At 47.7% G+C, this 23,811-nt stretch carries 22 protein-coding genes and 2 tRNA genes; 7 read left to right on the forward strand and 17 right to left on the reverse strand.

Going from position 1 to position 23,811, the window contains the following annotated elements:
- The first annotated feature begins 21 nt into the window (after positions 1–21).
- Both KJS94_RS04150 and KJS94_RS04155 read left to right on the forward strand, forming a co-directional pair.
- Positions 22–92 (forward strand) — tRNA-Cys (locus tag KJS94_RS04150).
- A gap of 75 nt (positions 93–167) precedes the next feature.
- Positions 168–578, forward strand: a complete 411-nt coding sequence (locus tag KJS94_RS04155; RefSeq protein ID WP_214446059.1) for a hypothetical protein — start codon at positions 168–170, stop codon at positions 576–578.
- A 9-nt stretch (positions 579–587) separates the two neighbouring features.
- Here KJS94_RS04155 and KJS94_RS04160 read toward each other — a convergent pair whose 3' ends face one another.
- From KJS94_RS04160 to KJS94_RS04185, 6 genes are all read right to left on the reverse strand, one after another.
- Positions 588–1,298: a VIT1/CCC1 transporter family protein gene (locus KJS94_RS04160; RefSeq protein WP_214446060.1), complete on the reverse strand. Its 711-nt coding sequence runs from the start codon at positions 1,296–1,298 to the stop codon at positions 588–590.
- 120 nt (positions 1,299–1,418) lie between these two features.
- Positions 1,419–2,654, reverse strand: coding sequence for an ornithine--oxo-acid transaminase (gene rocD / locus KJS94_RS04165; RefSeq protein WP_214446061.1), 1,236 nt, complete (start codon positions 2,652–2,654; stop codon positions 1,419–1,421).
- Positions 2,655–2,848: 194 nt separating this feature from the next.
- The gene (gene ispE, locus KJS94_RS04170; RefSeq protein ID WP_214446062.1) at positions 2,849–3,664 is read right to left on the reverse strand and encodes a 4-(cytidine 5'-diphospho)-2-C-methyl-D-erythritol kinase; all 816 of its coding nucleotides are present in this window, start codon (positions 3,662–3,664) and stop codon (positions 2,849–2,851) included.
- 20 nt (positions 3,665–3,684) lie between these two features.
- Positions 3,685–4,278, reverse strand: a complete 594-nt coding sequence (locus KJS94_RS04175; protein ID WP_214446063.1) for a bifunctional nuclease family protein — start codon at positions 4,276–4,278, stop codon at positions 3,685–3,687.
- A gap of 130 nt (positions 4,279–4,408) precedes the next feature.
- Positions 4,409–5,374: an electron transfer flavoprotein subunit alpha/FixB family protein gene (locus KJS94_RS04180; RefSeq protein ID WP_214446064.1), complete on the reverse strand. Its 966-nt coding sequence runs from the start codon at positions 5,372–5,374 to the stop codon at positions 4,409–4,411.
- A 32-nt stretch (positions 5,375–5,406) separates the two neighbouring features.
- Positions 5,407–6,150 carry an electron transfer flavoprotein subunit beta/FixA family protein gene (locus KJS94_RS04185; protein ID WP_214446065.1) on the reverse strand — a complete coding sequence of 248 codons (744 nt, stop codon included), beginning with the start codon at positions 6,148–6,150 and terminating at the stop codon, positions 5,407–5,409.
- Between the two features lie 111 nt (positions 6,151–6,261).
- Here KJS94_RS04185 and KJS94_RS04190 point away from each other — a divergent pair, with 111 nt between their 5' ends.
- Entirely contained in the window at positions 6,262–6,573 is a 312-nt protein-coding gene (locus KJS94_RS04190) for a tetratricopeptide repeat protein (protein WP_214446066.1), read from the forward strand.
- Here KJS94_RS04190 and KJS94_RS04195 read toward each other — a convergent pair.
- Positions 6,563–7,249, reverse strand: coding sequence for a hypothetical protein (locus tag KJS94_RS04195; protein ID WP_214446067.1), 687 nt, complete (start codon positions 7,247–7,249; stop codon positions 6,563–6,565). The two genes, KJS94_RS04190 and KJS94_RS04195, sit on opposite strands and share 11 nt — an antisense overlap.
- 114 nt (positions 7,250–7,363) lie before the next feature.
- Here KJS94_RS04195 and tilS point away from each other — a divergent pair, with 114 nt between their 5' ends.
- Entirely contained in the window at positions 7,364–8,713 is a 1,350-nt protein-coding gene (gene tilS / locus KJS94_RS04200; RefSeq protein ID WP_214446068.1) for a tRNA lysidine(34) synthetase TilS, read from the forward strand.
- Here the strand turns inward: tilS and KJS94_RS04205 are convergent.
- The 6 genes from KJS94_RS04205 to KJS94_RS04230 all read right to left on the reverse strand — a co-directional run bounded on the left by KJS94_RS04205 (position 8,700) and on the right by KJS94_RS04230 (position 15,080).
- Complete coding sequence (locus tag KJS94_RS04205) at positions 8,700–9,341, reverse strand: rhomboid family intramembrane serine protease (RefSeq protein ID WP_239804290.1); 642 nt, start codon at positions 9,339–9,341, stop codon at positions 8,700–8,702. The genes tilS and KJS94_RS04205 overlap by 14 nt on opposite strands.
- A gap of 38 nt (positions 9,342–9,379) precedes the next feature.
- Complete coding sequence (locus KJS94_RS04210; RefSeq protein WP_214446069.1) at positions 9,380–9,844, reverse strand: 23S rRNA (pseudouridine(1915)-N(3))-methyltransferase RlmH; 465 nt, start codon at positions 9,842–9,844, stop codon at positions 9,380–9,382.
- Positions 9,845–9,932: 88 nt separating this feature from the next.
- Positions 9,933–10,634 (reverse strand): hypothetical protein, encoded by a 702-nt coding sequence (locus KJS94_RS04215; RefSeq protein WP_214446070.1) that lies wholly within the window; start codon positions 10,632–10,634, stop codon positions 9,933–9,935.
- A gap of 248 nt (positions 10,635–10,882) precedes the next feature.
- Positions 10,883–10,956, reverse strand: a tRNA-Arg gene (locus KJS94_RS04220).
- Between the two features lie 183 nt (positions 10,957–11,139).
- Positions 11,140–13,047, reverse strand: a complete 1,908-nt coding sequence (gene nagB, locus KJS94_RS04225; protein ID WP_214446071.1) for a glucosamine-6-phosphate deaminase — start codon at positions 13,045–13,047, stop codon at positions 11,140–11,142.
- 134 nt (positions 13,048–13,181) lie between these two features.
- Positions 13,182–15,080, reverse strand: coding sequence for a CocE/NonD family hydrolase (locus KJS94_RS04230; protein WP_214446072.1), 1,899 nt, complete (start codon positions 15,078–15,080; stop codon positions 13,182–13,184).
- 68 nt (positions 15,081–15,148) lie between these two features.
- On the opposite strand from KJS94_RS04230, the gene KJS94_RS04235 reads away from it, so the two are divergent.
- Positions 15,149–15,874, forward strand: coding sequence for a copper homeostasis protein CutC (locus KJS94_RS04235; protein WP_214446073.1), 726 nt, complete (start codon positions 15,149–15,151; stop codon positions 15,872–15,874).
- A gap of 89 nt (positions 15,875–15,963) precedes the next feature.
- Here the strand turns inward: KJS94_RS04235 and pyk are convergent, their stop codons facing one another.
- Together pyk and pfkA are read right to left on the reverse strand one after the other, a co-directional pair.
- Positions 15,964–17,454 carry a pyruvate kinase gene (gene pyk, locus KJS94_RS04240; RefSeq protein WP_214446074.1) on the reverse strand — a complete coding sequence of 497 codons (1,491 nt, stop codon included), beginning with the start codon at positions 17,452–17,454 and terminating at the stop codon, positions 15,964–15,966.
- A 41-nt stretch (positions 17,455–17,495) separates the two neighbouring features.
- Entirely contained in the window at positions 17,496–18,482 is a 987-nt protein-coding gene (gene pfkA, locus KJS94_RS04245; protein ID WP_214446075.1) for a 6-phosphofructokinase, read from the reverse strand.
- Between the two features lie 170 nt (positions 18,483–18,652).
- Between pfkA and KJS94_RS04250 the strand changes: the two genes are divergently transcribed.
- Positions 18,653–20,773, forward strand: a complete 2,121-nt coding sequence (locus KJS94_RS04250) for a prolyl oligopeptidase family serine peptidase (RefSeq protein ID WP_214446076.1) — start codon at positions 18,653–18,655, stop codon at positions 20,771–20,773.
- Between the two features lie 34 nt (positions 20,774–20,807).
- Complete coding sequence (locus tag KJS94_RS04255) at positions 20,808–21,701, forward strand: SDR family oxidoreductase (protein ID WP_214446077.1); 894 nt, start codon at positions 20,808–20,810, stop codon at positions 21,699–21,701.
- 31 nt (positions 21,702–21,732) lie between these two features.
- On the opposite strand, the gene KJS94_RS04260 is transcribed toward KJS94_RS04255, so the two are convergent.
- Positions 21,733–22,680, reverse strand: a complete 948-nt coding sequence (locus KJS94_RS04260) for an arginase (protein ID WP_214446078.1) — start codon at positions 22,678–22,680, stop codon at positions 21,733–21,735.
- A 211-nt stretch (positions 22,681–22,891) separates the two neighbouring features.
- Entirely contained in the window at positions 22,892–23,713 is an 822-nt protein-coding gene (locus KJS94_RS04265) for a universal stress protein (RefSeq protein WP_214446079.1), read from the reverse strand.
- Between the last annotated feature and the right edge of the window lie 98 nt (positions 23,714–23,811).

Genomic DNA, 23,811 nt, shown 5'->3' on the forward strand with positions numbered 1-23,811 from the left:
TTTTCGTGCCCGTTAAAAAATGGTCCTGTGGCCGAGTGGTTAGGCAGAGCTCTGCAAAAGCTTCTACAGCGGTTCGAATCCGCTCGGGACCTCAAAAGGATCACAAATATTCTCAGCAATATTGTGATCCTTTTTTATTGCTACCTGTTGGTTACAATTAAATTATCATGAAGTACGCTAACTATATCGGGGCATTGACAGCTGCACTGGTCATCATGAGTTGCTTCAGCACCTGGGTAACCATTCCAGAGGCCGGGTTGACGGTTTCCGGGTTTCAATCGGCAGGTACCAATTTTGGTAAACCCGGGCTGATGAATACGGTCATGAGTTCCGTAGCCCTGGAATTATTCCTGGTGCCAAAGGTTTGGGCAAAAAGGACCAACCTGTTCTTTGCCGGGTTTAACATGGCATGGGCCGTCAGGAATTTTATCCTGATCACCGCCTGCAGGGCCGGTGATTGCCCGGTAAAGGCCAATGGGATCTATATCCTTTTATTCGGGTCCATCCTTATGCAGCTCATGGCTGTTTTCCCTGACCTTAAATTAAAGCAGGAAGATAGTTCTTCCCCTAAACAATAATCAATAGGTTTAAGCAGATTCGATCAGTCTTGCTACCCCAAAGGCACAGGCTGCGGCTGCTGCACCGATCAGGGTTACCCTCAGTGCGCCCCACCAGGGATTTACCCCCGTTACCTTGCTTTTGAAATAACCAAAAATGAACAAGCATAACAGCGTAATAAGGGTAGAGTATTTAAGTGCTTGAAGGGTGTCATCCACAAAAAAGTAAGGGGTAAGTGGTACTATACCGCCGATTATGTAAGAGATGCCAATATTGAAGGCGCTTTTCCTTGCCCTTGTAGGATCGGGCTTGTCTAGTCCAAGTTCGTATTTCATCATAAAATCGACCCACTTGTCCTTGTCCTTCGTCATTTCTTTCACTGCTTCATGCTGCAGTGCTTCACTGAACCCAAGGTTCGCAAAGAATTCTTTCACTTCCGCTTTTTCCCGCTCCGGTACCTTTTCCACTTCATCATATTCCCGCTTGAGTTCGCTATTGTAGTGGTCAATTTCTGTTTTGCCAGCCAGGTATCCCCCCAATCCCATGGCAATGGAACCGGCAGCGATCTCTGCCAAACCTGCAATTACAATGAGACTGGTGGAATCAACTGCCCCGCTAAGGCCGGCGGCCAATGCAAAGGGTACGGTAAGGCCATCGCTCATGCCGATCACTACATCCGTGATCAGGTCAGAACTCTGCAGGTGGCTTTCGATATGGTCGTGGTGAAGATGGGTATCCATAAGGTAAATATAGGAAGGATAGGGGAAGATAGCATTTGCCGGGAGTAGGGAGCGCTGCAAAAAAAAGCACCGGTATGTTCCGGTGCTTTTCTGGTATGTCCAATTTATTTGTAGTTATGATCAACCCAGGGATTGGAGGCATTTACCGATAATGGCAACGCATTCCTTGATCTGGTCAGCGGTGATGACCAATGGTGGGGCAAAGCGGATCTTGTCGCCATGGGTTGGTTTGGCCAGCAAACCTTCTTCCTTCAATTTAAGGCAAAGGTCCCAAGCTGCTTCTGGATTCTCGTGTTTGATCACAATGGCATTCAATAATCCCCTTCCGCGGATGGTGGCAATATAGGGTGAATTCAACCCGGCCAATTCATCGCGGAGCAATTGTCCCATCTTCTCTGCGTGTTCCGCCATTTTTTCTTCCTTCAATACTTCCAGGGCAGCCATGGCCACACGGCAAGCCAAGGGGTTGCCGCCATATGTAGATCCATGTTCACCCGGTTTGATGTTCATCATAACCTCGTCATCGGCAAGAACGGCACTAACCGGCAAGGTTCCGCCACTCAGGGCCTTACCCAGAATGAGGATGTCGGGTCGAACATTCTCGTGGTCGCAGGCCAGCATCTTACCTGTGCGGGCAAGGCCGGTCTGGATCTCATCAGCAATGAAGAGTACGTTGTATTGGCTGCAAAGTTCACGCACACCTTTCAGGTAGCCTTCATCAGGCACCACTACACCGGCTTCACCCTGGATGGGTTCTACCATGAAGGCGGCTACATGGGGATCCTGAAGCGCTTTTTCCAATGCCGGCAGGTTGTTATAGGGTACTAGTTCAAAACCTGGCATATATGGCCCGAACTTACTGTAGCTGCTGGGGTCAGTGGAGGAGGAGATGGCAGCCATCGTCCGTCCCCAGAAATTATTCTCGGCAAAAATGATCTTGGCTTTGTTATCGGGAATGCCCTTCTTAACATACCCCCAGCGACGGGCCAGTTTGATGGCGGTCTCGCCACCTTCAACCCCTGTATTCATGGGCAATACCTTGTCGTAACCGAAATAATGGGTGATATACCGCTCGTATTCACCCAGCAGGTTATTGTAGAAGGCCCTGGAGGTAAGGGTAAGTACTTCAGCCTGGCTAACGAGGGCCTGGATGATCTTCGGATGGCAATGACCCTGGTTAACGGCGCTATAGCCACTGAGGAAATCGTAATACCTTTTCCCATCTACATCCCATAGGAAAACGCCCTGGCCTTTTGCCAGTACAACAGGAATGGGGTGGTAGTTGTGTGCACCGTATTTGTCTTCGAGGTCTAAATAATATTGGGTCTTTTCAGATAATGCAATAGTTGTTTCCATACCGTGATGGTTTAAATATTAAACAGGAATAAATGAATTAGGGTCCGGACTACTCCGGATATCGGCGGGGCGGTATGGTCATCCTCGATGATCGAGGAAGTCAAGGTTAGCACCTAAGAAATCAAATATGGTATTAAGGGATTTGATATCCGATTGATTTGCGTGCAATATACTGTTTTTTCCTTTCAGGCCATTCAGAGGGGTTGGGAAATCACTGTCCAATTGGACGGAAACCAGTTCCCTGGCTGGTCCGGGGCTTTGTCAAAAATACCGTAAACGGTTGATCCCGTCCCGGTCATGGAAGCAAAGAGTGCGCCTTTGGTGTATAGCATATCCCTGATTTCCCTGGTGGTGGTATATTCCGGAATAAGGGCTCCTTCAAAATCATTGATGGCAATTCCTTGCCATTGATCGACCGGCAAATCGGGAACTTTTGCCAACTGGCCGGATGCCCCCCTGGGCTGGACCATGCTGAATGCCTCGCCTGTACTGATATGGATGCCGGGATTTACCAGGACAATATGCTTTCCCCGGAGTTGGGGGAGGGAAACAGGTGTCATGATCTCGCCCCTTCCTGTAGCGACCACAGGTTGATTGATAATAAAGAAAGGACAGTCACTGCCCAATTCCAATGCATAACTGATCAATGTATCCTTATCAAGTTGAAGCTGGAACAGCTGGTTGAGGAGCAAAAGGGTGAAAGCACCATCGGCTGAACCACCGCCAAGACCGGCACCCATGGGAATGGCCTTGTGCAAGTGCATTTTTACCGGCGATATGCCATGTCTTTCCTGTAATAGTTGATAGGCCTTCACGCAGAGGTTGTCCTCATTTGTACCATTTATAGCCAGACCACTGGTGGAGAAGGAAAGTTCGGGGGCCCTTACTGCTTCGAGGGCATCATTAATGGGGACAGGATAAAAAATGGTTTCCAGGTCATGGTAACCATCTTCCCGTTTACCCAGAACAAGTAAACCAATATTGATCTTGCAATTTGGAAAAACTATCAAGAAGGGTGGTTTATGGAAGCTTAGTCTTTCTTTCTGCGGTTGATCTCGTCCCTGATAGCAATGGCCTTGATATAATCTTCCTGTTCCAGCACTTCTTCCAGGAGGGTATTCAACTCTTCCAGGCTCATGGATTGCAATTCTTCATGACCGGTAGGTTCTTTTTCCTGTGCAGTGGTAGCAGTGGCCTTTTTCTTCTTGCCACTATCTTCCATCATGATGCCTGCGCTGTCGAGGATATTCTCGTAAGTGTAGATGGGACAGCCAAAGCGTACGGCAAGGGCCAGGGCATCTGAAGTCCTTGAATCAATCTCAACCGTATCGTGCTCACTTACACAAACCAGCTTGGAATAGAAAATGCCTTCCTGGAGGTCCGTGATCACGATCTCTGTGAGGTCCACATTGAAGGCACTCATGAAGTTCTTCATCAGGTCATGGGTAAGGGGACGGCTGGGCTGCATCTTTTCCAATGCTACAGCAATAGCCTGGGCTTCAAAGCCGCCAATGACAATTGGAAGGCGACGAAGACCATTAACTTCACCAAGTACAACCGCATAGGAATGCGTTTGGGTAATGCTGTGTGAAAGGGCTACTATTTCCAGTTCTATCTTCCTCATAATGAAGGCACGAAACTAAGGGTTTTTGGGAAATTTTCAGAGTGCGGGAAGAACTAATTGGGTAGAATGGCAGGTTGGCAAACCATGCTTTTAAGTAAAAAAATAAGGCCGGTTACCCGGCCTTAGAAAATCAGGCTACGCCTTTTAGTTTTTTTACTGCGTCAATGATCTTCGGCATCACTTCAAATGCATCGCCTACGATGCCGTAATCAGCGGCTTTGAAGAATGGAGCTTCCGGATCCTTATTGATCACTACAATTACCTTACTGCGGTTGACACCTGCCAGGTGCTGGATCGCACCGGAAATTCCTACTGCGAAATACAGGTTGGGGGCAATGGCTCCACCGGTCTGGCCAACATGCTCGTGGTGTGGACGCCAGTGGGCATCGGCAACAGCCCGACTGCATGCGGTAGCTGCACCAAGCAGGTTAGCGAGGTCTTCTATCATGCCCCAGTTCTCGGGACCTTTCAAGCCGCGACCTCCACTGATCACCAGCTCAGCCTCACTCAGCGGTACTTGTCCAACCACTTTATTGGTAGCGGTTACCTTAACCCTTGGGGCATCTACAGCAGGGGAGAAGCTTGCAACTTCAGCCGTTCCCTCAACAGTTTTGACAGAAAAGGCATTGGGCGTAAGGGCAAGTATTTTTATAGGGGTATTAATAGCAATATTGGCAAATGCCTTTCCGCTGAATACACCCTTCTTCACCACAAAGCCATTGCTGGTATCAGGGAGGGCTACCGCGCCGGCAACAAGTCCTGCCTTCAATCGGGCTGAAAGCCTGGGGGCAATGGCCTTGCCATTGGTATTGTTAGAGAGGACCACAACAGTGGCACCAGATGCTTCTACAGCTTGTGCAATAGCTTTTGTGTAGGCCTGGGCATCCAAACTGTTTAGGCTATCGATATCGGCATGATGTACTTTTTGGATTCCGTAATTGCCCAGTGTGCCCAGGTTATCACTAACGGCTCCCAGCACTACAGCTTCGGCATGGGTACCCAGTTGGGCAGCAACTGCAGCAGCATAGCTGGCAGCTTCAAAGGAAGATTTCTTGATATGACCTTCGGATTGGTCTATAAAAACTAATACTGACATGTTTCTTGTTTGGATAAGTGAGAGGATCGGGTTTAGAATACTTTTGCTTCTTCGTGGAGTAACCTTACCAGTTCTTCCGGAGTATCGGCTGAAACCAGCTTTACGCCAGCCTTGGCAGGAGGAAGTTCAAAAGAACTGATGCTGGTGAGGGCGTCAACAGCCACAGGTTCAACCACCTTGAGGGGCTTGGTTCTTGCTCCCATGATGCCTTTCATATTGGGGATCCTTTGTTCAGCCATACCTTTCTGGCAACTTACCACTACCGGCAGGCCCACTTCAGCAGTTTCCTCACCGCCTTCGATCTCGCGGGTAATGGAGGCTGTTGAGCCATTCAGGTCAAACCTGGTGGCGAGGGAAACATAAGGCATGTCCAGCAATTCCGCCACCATACCTCCTATGGATGATCCATTGTAATCAATGGTTTCCTTACCGGTAAACACCAGGTCATAGCCGCCATCCTTCGCTACAGAGGCGATCTGGCTGGCGATGGTGAAACTGTCGTGGCTTTCCAGGTTGACCCTGATGGCTTCATCGCCACCCAGGGCAAGGGCTTTACGGATAATGGGTTCGGCATCTGCTGCTCCAACTGTAATGAGGTGAATGGTGGTGGAGGGATCCTTTTCCTTTAATTCGATCGCACGCACCAATGCATACCATTCATCGTATGGATTGATGATCCATTGTACGCCATCAGCTGCGAATTTCGTGTTGTTCTCAGTGAAGGCTATTTTTGCCGTGGTATCCGGCGTTTTGCTAATACAAACTAAAATTTTCATACAGCTACAATTGTTAATCTGTAAAGTTGTTTATGCAACTAATTATACTACAAATATAATAGGTGTAAAGATAGGTTAGCAGTTCGCCGAAAAAATTTTTTGTGAACAGATATGGAAAGAATCAACAAAATACTTGAATACCTGCAGGCCAGTCCGGAGGACAGTTTTTTACAACATGCACTGGCATTGGAATATGTAAAGCTTGGGGACGATGAAAAGGCCAGGGGGCTTTTCGAGAAGATCCTGACCCATGAACCAGGTTATGTAGGGTCTTATTATCATTTGGCCAAACTTCTGGAAAGGACTGGGGAAACTGATCTTGCTATCCAATGGTATGAGAAAGGGATGGAGGCGGCCAGGTCCAAGGGGGACCATCACGCATTAGGGGAATTGCGTTCTGCTTATGAGGAGCTTACTTTTTAGCAAATGCCATCATGGGCTGCGTATTTTCTGGCTTTACATACCAGGCTATCGTACCGCCCAGAAGGAGGATACGGAAAATGAAATAACCCCAGTAATTGATGTTCCAGGCATCAACGGCGCTGGCACCATCTGTACCTGCGAGGTAGAGGGTTTCGATCACCATATAAACAAAATGGTAGAAGAGGAACCCGGAGATCAGTAAGAACCTGCTCAGAAATGAGGACCCTTCGCTGTTGATGGAATTCCTGTAGAGCAATAGCATAGCATAGGTGGCTGCCGTAAAGATCCAAACTGAAGGGAGCATCAGGTTCCAGACATAGTTTTTATTGGGTCCCTTTAACAAAAGGGTGATGAGCCAGGTAGCCAGGACTGGGGCTATACTAAACAGCAGGAATTTTCGGTACCGGTCATTTTCCCAAAGGAAATAGAAGAAGCCGAGAATACTCAGGGTGTCGACATGAATGGTAAGGTTGGACACTATTTCATAGATATGGGTATGCATGGGAAACATGAATGATACCAGGTATAAACTGATATTGTACATGGCATTGATACCCAAAAACAGCATGGAGGGCTGCTTCCAGCACTTTTTAAAGAGCTGGATGAGCAACATTAATATCAGGGCTACTAATGCGAGGTTGTCAATGAGTTTTATGATCGATCCTTGTTCTGGCATGTTGTTGGAAAAGGTTTAATCAGTCTTATTAAATCAGATGCTAATTTAGTAGCCGATCAACTATTTTTCATCGTAAAACTACGTGTAGAAATACGCGATTTTTTCGCAACAGAAATGCACAGATTAACAGGGGAATTCCGGAGGTTTATTGTGTCTGAGGGCTTGTTTGCCAAAGAACATCGTCTACTGGTAGCCGTAAGTGGCGGCGTGGACTCGGTGGTGCTTTGCCATCTGCTCCGTGAGGAAGGGTATTCCTTTGCTATTGCCCATGCCAATTTTGGCTTGCGTGGGGAAGAAAGTGAAGGAGATGAGACTTTCGTTAAAGACCTTGCCAGGGACCTGGGGGTAGAAGTGCACACCAGGAAGTTCAATACTGAGGACTTCAGAAAGGAACAAGGCCTTTCCATCCAGGAGGCCGCTAGGTATTTGCGCTACCACTGGTTTGGGGAATTGCTGCAGGCCGAAAGTAAACAATGTGCCTTTCATTGTATAGTGACAGCCCACCATAAGGATGACCAGGCCGAAACCCTATTGCTGCATTTGTTGCGGGGTACTGGTGTGGATGGACTGAGGGGAATGTTGCCCAGGCAGGGGTACATCGCAAGGCCGTTGCTTTGTGCCGGTAAGGAAGAATTGGTGGATTTTGCAAAGGAGCATAACCTGAATTGGCGGGAGGATAGTTCCAATGCAACAGATAAGTATACCCGAAATTTTATCCGCCAGCGAATATTGCCTTCTATGCAGGCACAATTCCCTAAAGTGGTAGATGTGCTGGATGAGACTGCATATCGTTTCAGGTTCATCGCGGATTATTACCACGACAGTATGGCTAGAACCCTGTCCAAACTGGTAGTGCACAAGGGTAAGGAAGAATTGGTGCCGGTCAATAAACTGGCTACCCTCCCGGGTATCTATGCCATTCTTTATGAATGGTTGTCGCCAAAGGGTTTTAGTTCCGCACAGGTAAAGGAAGTGATGCGATTGATGCAAAGCCAGACGGGCAGGATGGTACAGGCAACAGGACATAGGGTGATCCGTAACCGTGACTGGCTGGTGCTGACCGGCCTGCAGCAGGAGGAGTCCAGCCTTTTAGTTGTAGACGGACAAGAAGGAACCATTGATTTGCCCAATGGCTTGTTGCGATGGAAACTTTGCGCCAGGCCAGCTGGTGAGATCCCTTCTTCCCCCCATAAAGTTTGGTTGGATGCAAGGGAATTAAACTTCCCGCTTTTGGCAAGGCCCTGGAAGAATGGCGATTATTTTTATCCTCTGGGTATGCCCAAAAAGAAAAAGCTGGCAAGGTTCCTGACCGATTGCAAGCTGTCCAGACAGGAAAAGGAAAGTACCTGGGTACTGGAAATGGACAGGAAGATCCTCTGGGTCATTGACCAAAGGATAGATGACCGCTTCAAGGTCAGGAGTTCCACTACAGAAGTCTTGGTATTGGAATTTATCGCCCGGTAACTGCTTCGATAAATACCTTCATGACATCATAGTTCGCAATGACCTTGGCCATGATAATGGTATACAATACCCCGAAAATAGCGCCACTGAAATGCGCCATATGGCCAATATTATCGCCCCCACGTTTGGCCATAAAAGCAGAGAGTCCAAGGAAGATGAAACCAAAAATATAGCCTGGGATATCTATCGGGATAAAGAACAGATTGATAGGGATATTGGGTTGCAGGAGGATCCCTGAAAAGATAACGGCTGATACAGCACCGGATGCACCTAAGGCACGGTAGGCATAGTTATTCCTGTATTTAAAATAGTCCGGTAACACCGATACGATAATGGCAAGGACATAAAGTCCAAGGTAAACCAGTTTGGCCTTGTTGCCAAAAAGGGCAGGGTGTGAGAACAGGTAGATCTCTACGAATTCACCAAAGGAATAAAGGGAGATCATGTTAAAGGCCAGGTGCATGATATCGGCATGGATGAATCCACAGGAAAGGAAACGGTAATACTGGTTACGGGAATTGATCTGAGCAGGCCAGAACAGAAGGTCTTCCCTTATTTTTTCGTTATTGAAGGCGGTGAAAGAAATTACGCCGGTTAGGATAATGATCGTTAGGGTAATGCTAATCATAGGGGAAAGATAAACATTTTCAGTTGGCCATGCTATCACTACTCATGGTGATATTTTTCGTTCCTGAGGATGGTGCAGGCCCTGTATACCTGTTCTGCAAGTACAAGACGAACGATCTGGTGGGGGAAGACCAGTTTGGAAAGACTCCAGGAAAAATTGGCCCTTTGCTGAACGGCAGCATCCACACCAAATGCGCCACCGATCAGGAATACCAGCGTCCTGGTGCTTTCATTGGCCCTTTGTTGTAGTAGCATGGCCAGCTCCGGGGAGCTGATTTGCTTGCCCCTTTCATCCAGTAACACCAAATAATCATCTTTCTGTAAGGCGCCAAGGATGAGTTGTCCTTCTGCTTTTTTCAATGCATTGGGCTCCGTGATCTTTGGGGAATTGATGAGTTTCCATTCACAGGGATAATACCTGCTTGCCCTTTTTGTAAAATCATCAATGGCGGCTCTGGTGCTGCTATCGTGTGCCTTGCCGATCGACCATAATTGAATGCGCATGTATTCCTCAGATAAAATTGATAAAGGTAATGATCCCCTTTGAATCAGGGCTACTTGTCAGGCCGTTACAAGATTATCCCGGTTATGATCAGTACAGGGTGCTGGCGATCCAGCTTCCAATTCCCTGCCATGCACTTGAGGCCCTGAATTGCCAGATGATCAATATCATTGCGATAGTGGCGCTAATGATGGTAAAGGGAAACGTGGTCCGCTTATTCCTGAAGTCAAGGACCAGCAGCACTATAGCGATCAGTAGGGAAAAGATCGTAACATAGGTAACGGCTAGTGGGAAGGGGACATTGAAATAGAGGATCAATGCCCTTCCTAATCCGGGACCGATCATCAGCAAGGCAGTACCGATCATGAATCGCATATGGTAGGCACTATTCTGCCGGTGGTACATGGCAAGTCCATAGAACAAGGCAAAGGCGAGGAGGTTGGGAATGTTCAATGCCAGGCTGCCAATAGCCTCAGGGGCAGGTGCTGTTCCTAATAATTTGAAATAACTGTCTTTCCCAACAAAAAAAATGGATAGCAATAATAAAGGCATTACAATATAGGATAGCCGCCCGATCTGACGGTGCAAGGCTGGCTTTTGCCGGGCGATCAGGATCGGCTGTATGAAAAGCATGCCCAGCCAGGTCATCATTAAGAAGCCATGTATGTGGTAGATATATTTTATGCCTTTGAATTCCGGAAACAGGATCAGGTAGGTCCTGAAAAATCCCCAGGTAAGGATGGCGAATAAACCAAGGATAAAATACGGCAATTGACGGTAGGCTTTTTCCATGATTGAAGGGTTTAATGGTTACTGAAAATTGGTTAATGCAATGCTTCAGTTTTCAGTAAGTGACGGGTAATGTAAGTATATGGACAGGCTTTATCCCTGACTGTTGTAGTAAATCAAAGCGGATGGAGGAACTTGCGAATGAAATATTGACTGATTATTGCCCTACTTAAGTTACGACTAATCCTGAATTTGCGATGGAAATATGCGGGAAAGGTCAAATAAAAAAGCCTCGCTGTAGCGAGGCTTTGTGACTCCGTCAGGATTCAAACCTGAAACCTTCTGATCCGTAGTCAGATGCTCTATTCAGTTGAGCTACGGAGCCATTCCCGTAATGGGAGTGCAAAGATAAGGGGAGGATTAATTACGTTCCAAATCTTTGGGAAAAAAAATGGGAAAAAATTCTTGTTGATTTTTCCCATTAATGATTGATAATCTAAATATTATAAAATAGCCGGCTAGAAAATCGCTATCTAAAAGCGGATCCTGGCCGGCTATTTTCTATCCATTAATAATGCCACCTTACAAAGGCTTCCATGGCCGCATATTGGGTAAGGCCAAGTTTAGCATACAACTGTGCGGTATTGGCGTTGCGGTCTTCCGCACGTTGCCAGAACTCGCGGGAGTCAGCACCCTGGAAAGGAACCATATCCTTCTGCGACTGGTGGATGAAAATGCCGAATCGCTTTTTCATGACCTGGTCCGGACTCATGGGGATGGCCATTTCGATCTCTTCGATATTCCATTCCTGCCAGGCGCCCTTGTACAACCAAACCCAACAATCCTTCACCCATTCGTCACCCTCGGCCTTGATCCTGCGGAGTGATTCGAATACGATATCCAGGCAAACCTTATGGGTGCCATGCGGATCGGCCAGGTCACCGGCACAATATACCTGGTGGGGCTTTACTTTACGCAGCAGCTCCATGGTCAGCAATACGTCTTCTTCCCCCATTGGTTTTTTCTCCACTGCCCCGGTCTCGTAAAAAGGCAGGTTCTGGAAATGGATGTTATCTTCCTTGATGCCAACATAGCGGCAGGTGGCCCTTGCCTCACAACGCCTGATCAAGCCCTTGATGGCCCTGATCTCAGCGGTATCCTTGTCACTTGTTTTTTTGTTGGCGAGGAATTCACGTGCATTGGCCAGGATCTCCTTAGACTTACTGGAATCTATACCCGAGATCTCTTCAAACCCTACTGCGAAATCAATGAAGCGGGTCACGAACTCGTCTGTAACGGCGATATTGCCACTCACCTGGTAAGCTACATGTACATCATGCCCCTGGTCGTGCAAACGCATGAAAGTACCGCCCATGCTGATGATGTCATCATCGGGGTGGGGGGAGAAGATGATGCAACGCTTGGGATAGGGCTCAGACCTTTCCGGGTGGTTGGGGATCACTGCATTGGGTTTGCCACCGGGCCAGCCAGTGATGCTGTCGCGCAGTTGGTAGAATACCTGCAGGTTGATCTCATAGGCATCTCCTTTTTCAACCAATAGGTCGCCTAAGCCACTGTCGCTGTAATCGCTATTGGTCAGTGCCAATACAGGCTTGCCGAGTTTGAGCGCCATGGTCACCACCGCCTTGCGGATCATGATAGGCGTCCACTCAATATCACCCGTCAGCCAGGGTGATTTGAAACGGGTCAGTTCACTGGCTGCCAGTTCATCCACCACAAAGACCGTATCATTATGTTGTTGCAGCAGGGAAGCAGGGATCTGCTCCGTTACATGCTCTTCCACGGCTTTTTGCAGCACCGGTGCCTTCATCGGGCCCCATGCCATCAGGTAGATCTTGCGTGCCTTCATGATGGTGTCAATACCCATCGTGATGGCCAGCCTGGGAACTTCTGATATGTTGGCAAATTCCGAGGAATTGGCTATACGGGTTGAGTTGTCCAGTGTGATGAGGCGGGTGCGTGAAAAGCGGCTGCTTCCAGGCTCGTTGAAACCAATATGACCATTGTTACCGATACCCAGGATCTGCACATCTATACCGCCGGCTGCTTCGATCTTGGCCTCATATTCAGCGCAATATTTTTTGATCTCTTCCTTTGGCCACTCCCCATTCGGAATGTTGATATTGGCAGGGTCAATGTCCACATGATTGAACAAATGCTCTTTCATGTACCGGTTATAACTCTGCAAGGCATCCTTATCGATCGGGTAATATTCATCGAGGTTAAACGTGATCACGTTCCGGAAACTGAGCCCTTCTTCCCGGTGCATCCTGACCAATTCGGCATACACTGTTTTGGGCGATGAACCTGTGGCCATCCCCAATACAACATTGCGGCCTTCTGCCTGTTTTTGCCGGATAATGCCAGCTATTTCTTGGGCTATGAATTTCGAACCTGATTTCAGGTTATCGAAGATCCGAACCGGGATCTTTTCAAATGAATCTACCATGCTCATGGTGATAGGGGTTTTGAAGATTTTAACGAATGTAATGAATCCCAACCGTATTCTTGCACAGATTAATTAAAAAATTTAAAAAGTCTTTTCCACAAAATTCCCGCATTTTCCCGAAAATATTTTATGCAAACGTTCTACCTGGATACGGGGAGGTAAATGGCTGAAGCCTTTTCCTTGTCATGATGGATCCTGATAGTAGCCTTCCGAAAATCGCTATCCTTTGCCTCATAAATATTCATGAATTGTTGTGGGTTCCTGTCCATCAATGGGAACCAGGAGCTCTGCACCTGGATCATCAAACGGTGGCCTTTGCGGAAGGTATGTGCCACATCCGGTAGCGTGAACTTGACCTGGTCAATTTTATTTGGTTGGAAGGGGGCAGGCTGTTCAAAGCTTCTCCTGAATTTTCCCCTCATGATCTCACCCCTTACCAGCATCTGGTAACCTCCCATGGGATAGGTGCTACCAACGGAACGGCTTGGCTGGGGTTTGTCATCAGGGTATTTGAAATCATCCGGGAATACATCGATCAGTTTTACCACGAAATCAGCATCTGTGCTGCTGATACTGACCAACAGGTCTGCAATCACCGGTCCTGCAAGGGTAAGGTCCTCGGTCAGCACACCTGTCTGGAAGGTGAGGACATCGGGTCTCCTTGAGGCGAAACGCTGGTCATCTGTCATATATTCCCTGGTCCGGGAATAGTGAACGTCTTCGGTATAGGGTACTGGCCTTGACGGGTCACTTATATACTCGCTGGGAGCGACCATGCTGGCTGGTTTTGACCAGGAAAGCCCCCCATTGGCCTGTAAATAGATCGGTTGTTGCTGGCTGTTGGCCGGGGGCCATGCTTCGAGTTTCTTCCATTCATTGGCACCGGTAAAGAACACCGTTGCTTCTGCCAGCTTAGGTTCCTCACCCTTTCCTTTCAGGTAATAATGAAAGAAGGGTATTTCGATATTGTTTTGGTACCATTCACTGGTCCTGCTGCCAAACCTGACATTGCCAAGGTTTGAACCATCTCCCCTGGACCATTGGCCATGGTACCATGGTCCCATGACGATCCTGTTATTGGTAGAAGGACTTTGCTTTTCAATAGCCTTGTAGAGGTTCCATGCACCAAAACAATCTTCTGCATCAAAGTTTCCCCCAACCACCAGCATTACCGGCTTGATATCCTTCATGGCCCTGCGGGTATCCCGGGCTTTCCACCAATCATCATAGTTGGGATGGGCATAGAGGTCCTTCCAAAACTTGATGCTATCCCCTGTCAATTTCATGAAATTGGGCAGGGCACCAATATTCAGGAAAGTATTGTAGTTGTCGTTCTCTGGTAAATTCAATGCGTTAACAGGACCCTTTGTGGTTGGGTTGGGACGGGGATAACCGAAACCGCCGGCATAAAAGTTAAAGCCATCCATGAGTGCCAAAGCGCCATTATGGTGGAAATCGTCACCAATGAACCAGTCTGTTACAGGTGCCTGGGGACTAACTGCCTTGATGGCCGGATGTCCACTGGCTGCTGCCATGGTAGAGTAGAAGCCCGGATAGGATATACCCATCACCCCAACATTACCATTATTATTGGGAAGGTTTTTCACGAGCCAGTCTACTGCATCGTAGGTATCGCTGGCCTCATCAATATCGGTATTGCTTTTTTTATCAGGGTTAAAAGGCCTGACATCCACAAATTCCCCTTCACTCATCCACCTGCCCCGCACATCCTGTATCACCATAATATAGCCTTCCCTCAGGTAGTAACGGTGATAGGTATCCCAAAATGGACGCCATTTCTCTGCTCCGTAAGGGGCACAGGAGTAAGGCGTGCGTGTCATTAGTATGGGATGCTTTTCTGACGCATCCCTGGGCATATAAATGGAGGTGAACAGTTTTATGCCATCCCGCATGGGAATGTATTTCTCGAGCTTGATATAGTTGTCCCGTATCCAGGCAGAGTCTTGTTGGTTCACTGTTTGGCTCCTGGCGCTGACTACCAGGCATACGTATAGGACTATGGAAAGCAATCTTCTCATGATATTCTGGTTTCTGTTTATTGCGGATAGCATTAAATGTAAGAAATTGCTGCATTCAAATCATCCTTATGCTGGAAGTGATCGCATTTGATATTGCCAGTTGTGGCATTATCGCCCGTGCCGGGGCCAACAGGATCGAGCTTTGTGCCAATCCAATGGAAGGGGGGACTACAGTTTCCTATGGTATGCTGAAAGCTGCAAGGGCAGCCGTAACAATTGATATCTTTCCTATCATCAGGCCAAGGGGAGGTGATTTCCTGTATACTGATGAGGAATATGCCATAATGGAGGAAGATGTAAAGGTGTGTAAGCAATTGGGGATGGATGGTGTAGTGATCGGGGGGCTCCTTCCCGATGGTACGGTGAACAGGGACAGGATTGCGAAACTGGTTGAGATCGCCTACCCCCTTGATGTTACTTTCCACAGGGCATTTGACAGGGTGAGGGACCCCTTTGAAGCCCTTGAAGCGGTTATCAATTGTGGTTGCACCAGGATCCTTACCTCTGGTCTTCGTGATAATGCCATTGCCGGTGCGGAAATGCTTGCTGCCTTGGTGAAAGCCGCCGATGACCGGATTATTGTCATGCCGGGCGCTGGTATCCGCTCAGGGAACATCGCATCATTAAAGGAAACTACCAACGCAACCGAATTCCATACCTCTGCCCGGAAATTGGTCGCGTCAGCCATGGATTTTCACCAGGGAGGCCTTTCAGAATCCACTGATGCAGTAACGGTTGACGGCGAAGAGATCAGGAAATGCCTTGAGGCTTTACAATCCATTACTGCAGGTTGAGCGAAGGAGCCCCGTGGGATGGAGTAGCCGGACAACAGCCTTTCCCTTTATGGGAACAATAAAAAAGCCGGATCAAATCCGGCTTTCTATTAATCTACTTTGGTAATCTTTAATACGTTGGTGGGAAGGTGCAATTGAACAGGTGTACTGCCGGTTTGCACAACCACATCACCGGATTTGATGAAACCCCTTTCCTTCAGGATCTCGATCTGGTCGGAGATGATATCATCCAGGCTTTCTTCTTCTTCATAGAAGAATGCCCTGACACCCCAGCTGAGGCTGAGCTGGTTTACCAGTGACCTTTCCTTGGTAAATATGTACAGCGGCGATTTGGGACGATAACTGGACAACATAAAGCCGGTGTAACCGCTTTGGGTCATACCGATCAAGGCATCTGCATTCACATCCCTTGCGATCTTACAAGCATTGTAACAGATGGCGTCACTCAGGAAAGAAGGGGAGTGGGGTTGTGGGGTAAGGTCTTCCTCACGGTTGTAGTAGTAAACCTTTTCTTCCACTTCCTTGATGATCTTGCTCATGGTTTCAATTACCAGTACAGGGTGTTGGCCAGTAGCGGTTTCCCCACTGAGCATCACCGCATCTGCACCTTCGATTACCGCATTGGCCACATCGGTAACCTCACTGCGGTTGGGCTTTACGCGGTCGATCATGCTTTCCATCATCTGCGTGGCAACGATCACCGGTTTGGCGCGGTGCATACACTTGCGGATGATCTCTTTCTGGATCAAGGGAACCTGTTCCATCGGGATCTCAATACCCAGGTCGCCACGGGCGATCATTACCCCATCACTTTCAAGGATGATATCGCGCAGGTTAGTAATGGCCTCTGGCATTTCGATCTTCGCGATCACCTTGGTCTTGCTTGCTTTGGCCTTAAGGATATCTTTCAACTGGCGAAGGTCTTCTACACGCTTCACAAAGGAAAGCGCCACCCAATCCAGTTTTTGATCAATGATAAAATCGAGGTCGGCCAGGTCCTTCTCTGTCAGGGCAGGAAGGGATATCTTGGTATCCGGCAGGTTAATTCCTTTTTTGGAGGAAATGATACCCCCCAGGGTAACCTTTACCTTAACATCATTCTCAGCAGTGATCTCACTTACTTCCACTTCAATCTTTCCATCATCGATAAATATCCTGTTGCCTACCACCACATCGGCATGGAGATTAGGATAGCTTACATAGATCTTCTCCTTGGTGCCAACACATTTGGTATTGGTAAACGTAAGGATATCGCCTTCCTTCACCGGGAGGGAATTGTTCTCAATCTCACCAACCCTTAGTTTGGGACCCTGGAGGTCACCAAGGATAGCGATATTGTAAGGTTCGGTCTTATTGATATTACGGATATGCTCAATGATCTTGCCTTTGTCCTCATGGGAGCCATGGGAGAAATTCAGGCGGAATACATTCACCCCTGCTTTCACGAGGGCCAGGAGCTTGTCGTAGGTATCGCAGGCCGGACCTACGGTGGCTACAATCTTAGTGCGCTTAAACGCGTGTTTCCTACCTGCTTCTTTGTCCATTTGCTGGTGCAGGTATTTGGAAGCGTGCTTTGACATGTTTTTTTCTGTTTCGTTGCTTGCTTGAAATTGCTATATCGTCAGGAAGCCAGGATCTTCACGATCTTCAGCCATTCTTCGTTGATCTTTTGCTTGGCTTTCACCGCGTTCTCCAATGGCGTGTAATGCATCTTGTTGTTCAGGATGCCTACCATTACGTTATGCCTTCCATTTAATAAGGATTCTACAGCGTGATATCCCATCCTACTGGCGATCAGGCGATCAATGCAGGTAGGTGAACCGCCACGCTGGATATGTCCAAGGATACAAACCCTGGTATCAACATTGGGCATCTTTGTCTTGATATGGGCTGCCACATGTTCAGCCCCGCCAAACTCGTCGCCCTCAGCTACCACTATAAGGTTAACCAGTTTCTTACGTTTCTCCTTTTCCTGGAGACTGGCGATCACGCCTTCTATATCGGTCTTCTTCTCCGGGATCAGGATATGTTCAGCACCTGTTGCAATACCACTGTGCAGGGCAATATAACCGGCATCCCGGCCCATAACCTCAATGATAAACAAGCGGTCATGCGCATCAGCGGTATCCCTGATCTTGTCAATGGCTTCCACAGCAGTGTTCACAGCCGTGTCAAAACCAATGGTAAAATCAGTACCGGCAATATCCTTATCGATCGTGCCGGGCAAACCTATGCAAGGAATATCGAACTCTTTGCTGAATTTAAGCGCGCCATTAAAAGAACCATCCCCGCCAATAACAACCAAGCCATTGATGCCCCTTTTCTTCAGGTTTTCATAGGCTATTTTCCTTCCTTCGAACTCGAAAAATTCCTTACACCTGGCTGTTTTAAGGATCGTTCCGCCCCTTTGAATGATATTGGCTACTGAGCGGGACTCCATTTTCACGATATCGTCTTCTACCATGCCACTATATCCGCGCATAACACCGTATACTTCCAGGCCGTGATAAAGACCGGTTCTTACTACCGCTCTTACTGCCGCATTCATGCCCGGGGCATCACCGCCGGAAGTCAGGACTCCTATCTTGGTGACCTTGCTGTCGTTCATTGATTTAAGTTGGTTTGGTTTAACATACTCATAGCAGTCGGCAATCATCGTTAGACAATCAACAGGGTTGATTGAGGAGTGCCAAAATTAAGGATTTGAAATGATTATGAAGGCTTCTTTCAAAGCGACCTATTTTATGTAACATTGTCCTAATAATAATTGCTTGTATAATGAAAATCAGCGAACTGACTCTTGGGCTACTTACGATCGTTAGTTTTTCGGCCCAGGCACAATTCAAATATCCACGCACCGAGAAGCAGGATGTTCAGGATGATTACCATGGTACCATCGTGCCTGATCCCTATCGTTGGCTGGAGGATGATAACAGTGAACCGACCAAAAAATGGGTACGGGATCAAAATGAGGTCACCTTTGGCTACCTTAATTCCATTCCCTTCCGGGAAAGCTGGAAGAAAAGGATCCAGGAGGTAAGTAATTATGAAAAGTTCACTGCGCCTTACCGTAATGGGGACTACTATTATTTCTATAAGAACGATGGGTTGCAAAACCAATCTGTTCTCTACCGCCAAAATGGACTTGGTGGTAAGGAAGAGCTGGTGCTCGACCCTAATACCCTTTCTGCAGAAGGTACCACCAGGCTGACCAGCTTCAGTCTTTCAAAGGATGGCCGTTATGCCGTTTATACCTTAAGTAAGGGAGGCAGTGACTGGCAAACCTATTATGTGCGGGAAATGGCCAGTGGAAAACAACTGGATGATGTGATCGAATGGGTAAAAGTGTCCTCCATTGCCTGGCAGGGTGATGGATTTTTCTATAGCCGTTATCCTACACCCGAGAAGGGAAAGGAACTTTCCACCAAGAATGAGAACCACCAGGTTTACTTTCATAAGATAGGTACGGCCCAATCGGATGATCAGTTGGTTTATGAAGACCCTGCCAATGCGCAGCGTTTCCATATTGCCAGCACCAGTGAGGATGAACGTTTCGTAGTGCTGAACATCAGCGACAGGGGTAAGGGATTCATGGGTAATGCCTTGTGGTATATGGATAAGCAAAGTGATGCCAAGTCCTGGAAGCCCCTTGTAAAAGAAGTTGGCCAGCTTTCCTATTCCTGGGTAGATAATTTTGGGGATAAGGCTATTCTCCGGACCAATGATGGGGCCCCTAACTATAAACTAGTTGCAGTTGACATGAAGAACCCGGCCAGGGACAACTGGGTAACGATCGTTCCTGAATCAGGTTTTCCCCTTCAGGGAGTTGGTTCAGCAGGTGGCAAATTGTTCCTGAATTACCTGGAGAATGTGAGTTCCCATGTGTACCAATATTCCCCTGATGGCCAAAAGGAAAGGGAAGTGCAATTGCCCGGCATTGGCAATGCTAATGGTTTTGGGGGAAATGCTGATGACCAGTTCCTTTTTTACACGTTTAGTTCCTATACCTATCCGCCAACTATTTTCAAATATGATATTGCCAGCGGTAAATCTGAACTATTCAAGGCCCCCAGGATACCTTCTTACCAACCTGACCAATATGAAACCAGGCAAGTATTTTATCCCAGCAAGGACGGTACTAAAGTGCCCATGTTCATCACCTATAAAAAAGGTTTGAAATGGAACAGGAAGAACCCAACTATTTTATATGCCTACGGCGGTTTCAATATCAGCCTGACTCCGTCCTTCAGCTCAGCCCACCTTGCATGGTTGGAGCAGGGCGGGGTTTATGCCGTTGCCAATCTAAGGGGAGGGTCGGAGTTCGGTGAAAAATGGCATGAGGCCGGCATGTTAGGCAAAAAGCAGAACGTATTCGACGACTTCATTGCAGCAGCAGAATACCTGATCCGGGAAAAGTATACCAGCACCGCGAGATTGGCGATCCAGGGTGGCTCCAATGGAGGACTATTGATAGGTGCCGTTATCAACCAGCGTCCGGAACTGTTTGGTGTAGCCTTCCCACAAGTTGGCGTAATGGATATGCTTCGCTACCAGAAATTCACGATCGGCTGGAACTGGATCGCTGAATATGGTAGCAGTGAAAAACCTGACCATTTTAAGTTTTTGTATGCCTATTCACCCCTGCATAATATCAAGCCGGGATTGAACTATCCCCCAACCATGGTCACAACGGCCGATCATGATGACCGTGTTGTGCCGGCACATAGTTTCAAATATGCAGCCACCCTGCAAGAGCATTATAAAGGCAAGAACCCGGTTTTGATCAGGATCGATACGAATTCCGGCCACGGGGCCAGCAACCTTTCCAAAGGAATCGAGTTATCGGCTGACATCATGTCCTTTGCCTTTTATAACATGGGACTGGCGCCCAAATTCTAATAGTGATCAAAATTGGAAAGGAATAATTAACCGAATGGACAAAGTATTAGTTACAGGCGCAAACGGTTTACTGGGACATTACCTCATAAATGAATTGGCAGGGAATGGTTTTGAAGTGGTCGCAACAGGAAAGGGTAAAGCGCGTTTAAGTGATCTTCCAGACAATGTCCGGTATTTCGAAGCAGATATCACGCATCCCTTTGCGCTTCGCTCCGTTATAGAAATGGAGAGACCAGGTGTTGTTGTACATGCAGCCGCAATGACGCAGGTGGATGAATGTGAACAACAGCAGTCGCTAGCCCATGTGGTGAATGTGGAAGCCACAGCGAGGTTGCTGCTGGACGCTGAAGAATTCAGTTCTTTCTTTGTTTTCGTATCCACCGATTTTGTGTTTGATGGGTTAAGGGGAATGTATACTGAAGAAGATGATACCCATCCGGTCAACTGGTATGGGCATACGAAACAGGAAGCCGAAGCGATCGTGCATACGAGTAGTATTCCATGGGCCATCGTCAGGACCTGCCTGGTTTACGGCAATATTCCCCATCATTCCCGGACCAATATTGTGACCTGGGTAAAGCAAAGCCTTGAGGAAGGAAAGGAAATTAAAGTGGTCAATGACCAATTCCGGACACCAACCTATGCAGCTGACCTTGCCAAAGGTATACGGTTGGTCATTCAGCAAAGGGCAGAAGGGATCTGGCATATTTCAGGTGAAGAACCAGCCACTCCTTATGTCCTTGCCAATAAGGTTGCGGAATTTTTTAATCTTGATAAAACACTGATCAGGGAGGTCAATTCCTCAACCTTTTCCCAACCGGGTAAAAGGCCTTCCCGGACCGGGTTTGATATTGCAAAAGCGAAGGCTGTCCTTGGCTACCAACCATTGGGCCTGGATGATGGTTTGAAACTTTGTTTTGGAAAATAATAAAGGCCGTGCATTTGCACGGCCTTTTAGATTAGTTCATCATCAATATGTTCACACTTCGTTGAAGGATATTGAAGGCTATTTCTGCCATCAGGTTTTCCTTGTCGAGTGTGGGGTTGACTTCGGTTATCTCGAAGCAGCAAACCTTCCTGTTCATCATGAATTTACTGATCAGGTCTTCGGCTTCCCTTTCCCTCAAGCCATTGTTCACAGGGGTTCCGGTACCTTTGGAAATGGAAGAATCGAGACTGTCGACGTCAAAGCTGATATAGATATCGGTACAATCACTCAGGTACCTGATCACGCTGCGCACCACGTTTTCCGGCCCTTTACGGCGGACTTCATTGGTGGTGATCACCTTCATGCCGTATTTTTCGATCAGGTATTTCTCTTCCTTCTCAAAATCGCGAAGGGAAATGAAAACAATGTCTTCAGGTGCCACTTTCGGGGCGATATTGCCGATCTTCTTGAGGGTGTCCCAATACTTTTTCGTTTCCGGATCCAGTTCATGAACGGCGCAATCCATGTTGTCTTCATTGATGGAAGCAGCGAGGGGCATGCCGTGCATATTGCCGGAGGGTGTAGTATAGGGTGTATGGAGGTCGGCATGTGCGTCTATCCATATGATACCCAGTTTTGCCTTGGGTTTGGCCATCTTGATACCCGCGATGGTAGCGCCGCCCATACTATGGTCGCCACTCAGGACAACAGGGAAAAAGTTGTTCTTGATAGAGTCACTTACGGATTTGCTCACCCTTTCGTACATGTTAACCACGCCTTTTATCCTTTTGGCGTATGGGGATTCGATGGGTTCGAAGAGGATCTTGTTCTCGGTGGGTATCTTCTCAGAAGGGAAATGGATGAAAAAATTACTCATAAAATCCAGGGCCGCGATCTTGATGGCATCTATGCCTAAACTGGCACCCCTGGTACCTGCGCCAATTTCTGATGGCACCTCAATAAGCTTAATATTCTTCATATAAGCGAGTTTCGTTAAGAAATAAACAGGCTATTGTTAGCAGCGGGAATTAATAGGAAAGAAGTATCAGTCCGGAATATAGTAATTCACCGGAAGCAGAGTGGAAGCAAATGATGGTATGCAATGATTGCTGCTCATGCCTGAGGGGCCAAATATAAGCATTTGGCCCTTTAACAGGTCATGAAAGGAGTATTTCTTTTACCAATGGACCTTATTCATGGATGGCAACCAGTGGCACATGGGTATGGTAGGCCAGCTTCTGGGTATGGCTGGGCTTGAATAAACTGGAAAGGAAACTGTGTTTCCGGGGAACGGTAATAATCAGGTCAATATTCCTGTCATTCACCAGGGTTTCAATAGCGTCAATGAAGTCAAACAACCGGACAAAGGCAAAATCCGGTTCGAACCCATCCAGAATTCTCTCCAGCGCAGCCTTTTCCCTTTGGTTTTCCTCGGTAAGCTCAATGTAGTGCTCAGCATTTACATTCACCACATGCAGTTTGGCCCTGAAAAGACTGAGTAGCGACCTGAGTTGGTGGACTGGGGTGGATTGTTCAACATTCTTCATATCTGTGGCAAATAGGATGTTCTTTACACCCGTAAAAGTGGCATCTTGCGGTACGATCAGGACCGGGCAAACAGAGCGGTTGGCCATACTTAATGCATTGGATCCCATGAATAACTGGTCAAGCCTGGTGGCGCCGGTAAGTCCCATTACGACCAGGTCGATACCGTGGTGTTTGACCAGTTTCTCCAGGCTATCAGTCAGGGAAGTGCCTTCCTGGGCGATGAACTCAACATTAACATCCCCGCCCACATCATTACGTACACTTTCCAGCGCGAGTTCTGCTACCTCCATCCTGGAGGCATTGTCGATGCCCAAAGGCGTACCGTCGGAACCGGCTGCAACAGGGGAGAAGACATGATAAAAGATCAGTTTGGCATCGGGGATTTCCCTTGCCAGGGCAGCAGCATAGCGTGCGGCATTATTCGATGTGGGGGAGAAGTCGATCGGGACTACTATAGATTTCATTTTGGGGAAGCTTTTCTCCGATCAATATACAAAATCCTTCTGGTATTTAACTGGGTTGGGTACCTGATAAGTGGGTTGCTTGCCTTACCTTTGCGGCT

Origin of the sequence: Flavihumibacter rivuli (genome assembly GCF_018595685.2) — a bacterium.
In the GTDB taxonomy this organism is placed as follows: Bacteria; Bacteroidota; Bacteroidia; order Chitinophagales; family Chitinophagaceae; genus Flavihumibacter; species Flavihumibacter rivuli.

Coding starts and splice junctions, on each gene's coding strand:
- rocD (WP_214446061.1), bottom strand. CDS start 2,654: ATGGAAACAACTATTGCATTATCTGAAAAGACCCAATATTATTTAGAC.
- pfkA (WP_214446075.1), bottom strand. CDS start 18,482: ATGAACGACAGCAAGGTCACCAAGATAGGAGTCCTGACTTCCGGCGGT.
- KJS94_RS04205 (WP_239804290.1), bottom strand. CDS start 9,341: ATGATTAGCATTACCCTAACGATCATTATCCTAACCGGCGTAATTTCT.
- KJS94_RS04255 (WP_214446077.1), top strand. CDS start 20,808: ATGGACAAAGTATTAGTTACAGGCGCAAACGGTTTACTGGGACATTAC.
- KJS94_RS04235 (WP_214446073.1), top strand. CDS start 15,149: ATGCTGGAAGTGATCGCATTTGATATTGCCAGTTGTGGCATTATCGCC.
- KJS94_RS04160 (WP_214446060.1), bottom strand. CDS start 1,298: ATGGATACCCATCTTCACCACGACCATATCGAAAGCCACCTGCAGAGT.
- KJS94_RS04155 (WP_214446059.1), top strand. CDS start 168: ATGAAGTACGCTAACTATATCGGGGCATTGACAGCTGCACTGGTCATC.
- nagB (WP_214446071.1), bottom strand. CDS start 13,047: ATGAGCATGGTAGATTCATTTGAAAAGATCCCGGTTCGGATCTTCGAT.
- KJS94_RS04265 (WP_214446079.1), bottom strand. CDS start 23,713: ATGAAATCTATAGTAGTCCCGATCGACTTCTCCCCCACATCGAATAAT.
- KJS94_RS04175 (WP_214446063.1), bottom strand. CDS start 4,278: ATGAGGAAGATAGAACTGGAAATAGTAGCCCTTTCACACAGCATTACC.
- KJS94_RS04190 (WP_214446066.1), top strand. CDS start 6,262: ATGGAAAGAATCAACAAAATACTTGAATACCTGCAGGCCAGTCCGGAG.
- tilS (WP_214446068.1), top strand. CDS start 7,364: ATGCACAGATTAACAGGGGAATTCCGGAGGTTTATTGTGTCTGAGGGC.
- KJS94_RS04230 (WP_214446072.1), bottom strand. CDS start 15,080: ATGAGAAGATTGCTTTCCATAGTCCTATACGTATGCCTGGTAGTCAGC.
- KJS94_RS04180 (WP_214446064.1), bottom strand. CDS start 5,374: ATGTCAGTATTAGTTTTTATAGACCAATCCGAAGGTCATATCAAGAAA.
- KJS94_RS04250 (WP_214446076.1), top strand. CDS start 18,653: ATGAAAATCAGCGAACTGACTCTTGGGCTACTTACGATCGTTAGTTTT.
- KJS94_RS04195 (WP_214446067.1), bottom strand. CDS start 7,249: ATGCCAGAACAAGGATCGATCATAAAACTCATTGACAACCTCGCATTA.
- pyk (WP_214446074.1), bottom strand. CDS start 17,454: ATGTCAAAGCACGCTTCCAAATACCTGCACCAGCAAATGGACAAAGAA.
- KJS94_RS04210 (WP_214446069.1), bottom strand. CDS start 9,844: ATGCGCATTCAATTATGGTCGATCGGCAAGGCACACGATAGCAGCACC.
- KJS94_RS04215 (WP_214446070.1), bottom strand. CDS start 10,634: ATGGAAAAAGCCTACCGTCAATTGCCGTATTTTATCCTTGGTTTATTC.
- KJS94_RS04260 (WP_214446078.1), bottom strand. CDS start 22,680: ATGAAGAATATTAAGCTTATTGAGGTGCCATCAGAAATTGGCGCAGGT.
- KJS94_RS04185 (WP_214446065.1), bottom strand. CDS start 6,150: ATGAAAATTTTAGTTTGTATTAGCAAAACGCCGGATACCACGGCAAAA.